Here is a 5,320-nt window from a genome sequence, read left to right on the forward strand (position 1 = left end):
CGCGCCTCCCGTCCGTCACCGTGTCGCGTCAGTGACGCAGCTTCGACAGCTCCTCGAACTCGTCGTCGGTCAGCTCGACCGTCGCGCCCGCGAGGTTTTCCTCGAGGTGGGCGACGCTCGACGTGCCGGGGATCGGCAGCACCACGGGCGAGCGCTTCAGCAGCCAGGCCAGGGCGAGCTGAGCCGGGGTGGCGCCCTTGCGCTCGGCGATCTCGGTCAGCGGGGAGTCGCTGCCGGTGAGACCGCCGGTCGCGAGCGGGAACCACGGGATGAAGCCGATTCCCTGCTCGGTCGACCAGTCGAGGAGTTCCTCGGCGTCGCGCTTCTGCAGGTTGTACAGGTTCTGGACGGAGGCGATCGTGGCGATCTCCTGCGCAGCCTTCACCTCGTCGACCGACACCTCGGACAGGCCGATGTGGCGGATCTTGCCCTCGTCCTGCAGCTTCTTCAGCTCGCCCACCTGGTCCTCGAGCGGGACCTTCGGGTCGATGCGGTGGAGCTGGAACAGGTCGATGCGCTCGAGGCCGAGGCGGCGGAGGCTCATCTCGGCCTCCTGGCGCAGGTACTCCGGGCGGCCGACGGGCGGCCACTCGTTCGGCCCGGTGCGGGTGAGGCCGGCCTTCGTCGCGATGACGATGTCGTCGCCGTAGGGGTGCAGCGCCTCGCGGAGCAGGTCCTCGGCGACGTAGGGGCCGTAGGAGTCGGCGGTGTCGAAGAAGTCCACGCCGAGCTCGACGGCGCGCTTGAGGACGCGGATCGCCTCGTCGTGGTCCTTCGGGGGTCCCCAGACGCCGGGGCCGGTGAGCTGCATGGTGCCGTAGCCGAGGCGGTGGACCTCGAGGTCACCACCGATGCGGAAGGTGCCGGAGGCGGCGGCCGGACGGTTCGTGGTGTCGGTGCCAGTGGTCATGTCCCCGGTCTACGCCTGCTTCGTTGCAGGTCTGGTGAACCGGTGTCCCCCGGGATCTGTCAGAAGCGGTTCCTATGCTCCTCGGCGTGCCCCTCCGCTCCCGCAGACGGAGTCCCGGCCGCTCGCTCGTCATCGGTGTCGTCGGGATCGCGTCGCTCGCCGGGATCGTCGTCCTCCTCGTCCCCGCCGTCCTGGGCGTCCTCGGGAGCTCGGGGTCCGTGATCGGCTCGCTGCTGCCGTGGCTCGCACTCCTGCTCGTCCCCGTCGCCGGTGCGGCACTCGGCACCCGGTCGAAGCGGCTCGCCGTGCTGTCCCTCGCCTTCGCCGCCGCCTGGGCCGTCGCGGTCCTGCCCGGCGTGCTCGCTCCCGGCACCTCGGGGTCGCCGCAGTTGACGGTCGTCACCGAGAACATCGAGGCCGCCAACCCCGACCCGGCCGCCACCGCGAGGTCGATCGCGGCGATTGACCCGGACGTCATCGCGCTCGAGGAGCTCACCCACACCTCGGGCACGGCGGTCGCGGGCGTCCTCGACGAGCGGTACCCGCACCACTACCGCGTCGGGTCGATCGGGGTGTGGAGCCGGACGACCCTGCGCGACGGCGAACCCCTCACGCTCGGCCTGGGCTGGGCCAGGGCGCTCCGGGTGACGGTCGACACCGGGGTCGGCGACGTCCGGCTGTACGTCGTGCACATGGACTCACTGCGGTTGGGTGGCGAGGACGGTCGGCCGCGGATGCTGGCGTCGCTCACCGAGGCGGTCCGCGACGACGAATCGGAGCGGCTCGTCGTCGCCGGGGACTTCAACGGCGGTGCGGCCGACCCGGAGATGCTCCCGCTGACCCGGATGCTCGACGAGGGCGGCGGGTCCGGGGCGACCTGGCCGGCGCAGTTGCCCGTCGTGCGGATCGACCACGTGTTCACCCGGGGGCTCGGGACGACGTCGACCGAGATCCTGCCCGCGAACGGCAGCGACCACCGGGGCGTGCTCGTCGGCCTGCGGCGCTGACGGCGGGCGGGGGCGCCGTCGTCGGTGGTTCCGCGGTCGTCGGCGCGTCGAACCACGTTTCCGACGTCGAACCAGCCCGCGCGCCTGGTTCGACGTCGTCTTCGTGGTTCGACATGGGCCGTCAGGGCTTGCGCGGGTAGGGGGTCTCGCCCCGCTCGAGCCCGCCGACGAGCTTCGCGAGCCGGTTCGCCCGCGCCGTCGCACTCGGCGCGGTCGTGATCCGGTGGAGCACGGCGTACCGGTTCGTGGCGTCGAGCTCGGCGAACAGCGCTGCGGCCGCGGGAGCGGCGTCGAGCGCTGCCTGCAGGTCGTCGGGCACGGTGGCCGTCGCGGCACCGGCGTAGGCGCGGTCCCACCGGCCGTCGCCCTTCGCACGGTCGACCTCGGCCCGGCCCCGGTCGCGCATGCGCCCCGCGGACTCGAGGGTGGCGACGAGGCCGATGTTCCGCTGCGACCAGATCGACGCCTTGCGCCGCGGGGTGAACCGCTGCCGGAAGGTCGCGGTGTCCCGCCCGCGTTTCTGGCCGTCGATCCAGCCGGAGCAGAGCGCTTCGTCGAGCGCCTGGTCGTAGGTCAGCGTCGTCGGCTCCGTGGTGCCCTTCTTCGCGAGGACGAGCCACACGCCGTCGGGGTCGTCCTCGTGTGCGTCGAGCCAGGCGCGCCAGGCAGCGGCGTCGGGGAGTACCAGGTCGTCCGCGTCCATGCGGTCATCGTAGGGCGGCCCACCGTCGTCCGGAGGGCCACCGCTCAGACCCAGTTCGGCTGCGCCAGCACCCCGTCCGGGTCCACCTGCTCGGCGATCCGGTGCAGCCGCGAGGTGTTCACGTCGAAGTAGTCCGCCGGGTCCGTGATCGCCGCGTCGCAGTAGTTCGCGTACGCCGCGTCACCCCACGCCGGCCGCATCGCCTTCCGGAACCCCCGGACGTAGGCGTCGAAGGGTGCCGGGTCCGATCCGTCCGCGAACACGGCGGTGTACTGCACGGTCATGAGCGCCGACCGCCACGGGAACGCGGTGTCGGTCCGTCCGACGTCGGAGACGACACCGCCGAGGGCGTCGAGCGCGACCCCGCCCTCGAGGTTCCCCGCCACGTCACCGGCGGCCTCGGCGTGGGCGACGAGCACGTCGATCTGTTCGTCGGACAGTTTCACCGATCCGATCGAGGACGTCGCCGCCTCGGACACCCGCTGTGGCTTCCCCGCCAGCGCGGACATCGCGGCACCGTAGGTGAGCTGTCGCGCGGTGTGGGCGAGCGGCTTCGCTCCGGTGGCGGCGATGAAACCGTCGACGGTGGTGTCAGCGCCGGTCTTCGAACCCGTCCACACACCCGTCACGGTGACCGTCGGGGCGGTGTGCCGGCTCCCGTTCAGCAGCTTGAGCGTCGACCACAGCTCCGGGTCGGCGGTGGGCGCCCAGTCCTGCCAGGCGCGCACGACCGCCGCGGCGGCCGACCACGCGAAGGTGATCGAGAAGAGCAGGACGCCGGGCGCGGCCTGCGTCCGGTACGTCAGTGCGGTGACGACGCCGACGGTTCCACCGCCCCCGCCGCGGCAGGCCCAGAACAGGTCGGGCTCGGCGGTCGCGGAGACCTCGTGCACGCTGCCGTCCGGCGTGACGACGGTCGCACCGGTGAGCTGGTCGCACGTCAGCCCGAAGGAGCGGACGAGCACACCGACCCCGCCGCCGAGCGTCAGGCCGCCGATCCCGACCGTGGGGCAGGACCCGGCGCCGATCGCCCGTCCGGCGGCGGCGAGCGTGGCGTAGACGTCGCCGAGCTGCGCACCGGGACCGATCGTCACGGTGCCGTCGTCGTGCACGTCGATGCCGTCGAGGTCCTGCGTGCTGATCACCAGCGACCGCGGGACGTCGGTGCCGCTCGCGCCGCCCGCCGACCAGCCCGTGTACGAGTGCCCGCCGGAACGGAGCGCCACCGGTGTGTTCGTGTTCCGGGCGAAGGCCAGCCCGGCCTGGACGTCCGCGGTGCCGGCCGCGCGCAGGATGCCCTGCGGGTCGGCGTCGTCGTACCGGGGGTTCTCGACGAGCCGGGCGCTGTTCCACCCGTTCGACCCCGAGCGCAGCAGCCGTCCGGAGACCGCGGCGGCGAGGGCGTCCCACGAGTCGGGGCCGCCCGGTGTCGGTGACGCGGTCGGGGTCCCCGTGGGGCCGGCCGTACTCGTGGCCGACGGGGACGGGGACGGGGACGGGGACGGCGCCGGTCGACTGCACGCGGCGAGCGCTCCGGCGATCCCGAGTCCGACTCCCCCGGCGAGCACCGCACGCCTGGTGGCGGGACGGGTCACGGTCCGGAGACCCCGCCGCCGGCGCCGGTGATGCCCGGGTGCGCGGCCTTCGACAGCCCCTCGGTCACCGAGTGCGCGGCCTCGGCGTCCGCTCTCGCCTGCGCCCCGAGCCGCGGGTCGGCCGGTCCGAGGTGCGCGAGGCGCTTCGCTCGTCGGTGGTTCTGCACCTCGAGCACGGTGATGACGGCGGCGATCAGCACCGCGACGCCGATCACGATCCACACGATGGTCATGACGTCCCCTCTCGTCCCGGGGTCTCGGACCCCGTGTCCGCGAGCGTACCCGAGCTGCTGATCCGGGTGGCCCCGGCCCACTCGTGCACCCATTCCGGCACCGACAGGTCCCGGTCGGTCGCGCCCGCGGCCTCGAGCAGCTCCGACGGGGACACCGTCCCGCCGGTGCGCAGCAGGAACCGTGCCTGCACCACGGCCCGTGCCACCACGGCCCCGCGGCGGACGAACGTCTGCTCCAGGTAGGCCGCGCGGTCGTCCATCCCGAGCACGCGGGTCACGAGTTCGAACCGCTGGCCGAGCGTCAACGACCGCTTGTACGTGATCGTCTGCGCCGACACGACCGGGTACCAGCCGCGCTCGGCGATCGCACCCCAGAACCCCGAGCGCAGCATGAGGTCGAGCCGCCCGAGGTCGAGCATCGACAGGTACTTCCCGTTGTTCACGTGCCGCAGCGGGTCGAGGTCGGTCAGGGTCACCCGGAACGGCGTGCGGACCTCGTCCCAGAGCGTCGGTCGTCGTCCGCCGATCGTGGGGCGGAGCCGGACGCGCAACTGGAGCAGGAACAGCCGGAAGTACAGGTTCACTCCCCGATCACACCAGGGTCGGGCCACGAACGCGCGGAACCTTGGAGGAACCGCACGAACCGGCATTCCCGGCTGACGGGTCCGGTCAGTGCCTCCCTCCAACCGAGGGACCCGGAGTAGACCTGCACCCATGCAGACACGCAAGCTCGCAGACCTCGAGGTCGGCCCCGTCGGCCTCGGCACCATGGGCATGAGCGCCTTCTACACGGGCGCCGGCACCGACGACGACGAGTCGATCCGCACCATCCACCGCGCGATCGACCTCGGCGTCACCCTGTTCGACACCGC

The 5,320-nt window shown here is 72.8% G+C and carries 6 protein-coding genes; 1 reads left to right on the forward strand and 5 read right to left on the reverse strand.

Features of this window, described 5'->3' with window-relative positions:
• Window positions 1-28: 28 nt before the first annotated feature.
• The gene (locus tag BIV01_RS06985) at window positions 29-910 is read right to left on the reverse strand and encodes an aldo/keto reductase (protein ID WP_071302337.1); all 882 of its coding nucleotides are present in this window, start codon (window positions 908-910) and stop codon (window positions 29-31) included.
• 86 nt (window positions 911-996) lie between these two features.
• Here BIV01_RS06985 and BIV01_RS06990 point away from each other — a divergent pair, with 86 nt between their 5' ends.
• A complete protein-coding gene (locus BIV01_RS06990; protein WP_175473655.1) occupies window positions 997-1,917 on the forward strand; it encodes an endonuclease/exonuclease/phosphatase family protein in 921 nt (306 codons plus the stop codon).
• 121 nt (window positions 1,918-2,038) lie between these two features.
• On the opposite strand, the gene BIV01_RS06995 is transcribed toward BIV01_RS06990, so the two are convergent.
• From BIV01_RS06995 to BIV01_RS07010, 4 genes are read right to left on the reverse strand one after another with little or no spacing between them, the layout of a single operon-like run.
• Window positions 2,039-2,620, reverse strand: coding sequence for a YdeI/OmpD-associated family protein (locus BIV01_RS06995; RefSeq protein WP_071302339.1), 582 nt, complete (start codon window positions 2,618-2,620; stop codon window positions 2,039-2,041).
• A gap of 44 nt (window positions 2,621-2,664) precedes the next feature.
• Complete coding sequence (locus BIV01_RS07000; RefSeq protein WP_139199248.1) at window positions 2,665-4,215, reverse strand: FAD-binding oxidoreductase; 1,551 nt, start codon at window positions 4,213-4,215, stop codon at window positions 2,665-2,667.
• Complete coding sequence (locus tag BIV01_RS07005; RefSeq protein ID WP_071302341.1) at window positions 4,212-4,448, reverse strand: hypothetical protein; 237 nt, start codon at window positions 4,446-4,448, stop codon at window positions 4,212-4,214. Before BIV01_RS07005 ends, BIV01_RS07000 begins: the two co-directional genes overlap by 4 nt.
• Entirely contained in the window at window positions 4,445-5,032 is a 588-nt protein-coding gene (locus BIV01_RS07010) for an acyl-CoA thioesterase (protein ID WP_071302342.1), read from the reverse strand. Before BIV01_RS07010 ends, BIV01_RS07005 begins: the two co-directional genes overlap by 4 nt.
• Window positions 5,033-5,320: the final 288 nt, after the last annotated feature.

This window comes from Curtobacterium sp. MCBA15_013 (assembly GCF_001865095.1).
GTDB lineage: Bacteria > Actinomycetota > Actinomycetes > Actinomycetales > Microbacteriaceae > Curtobacterium.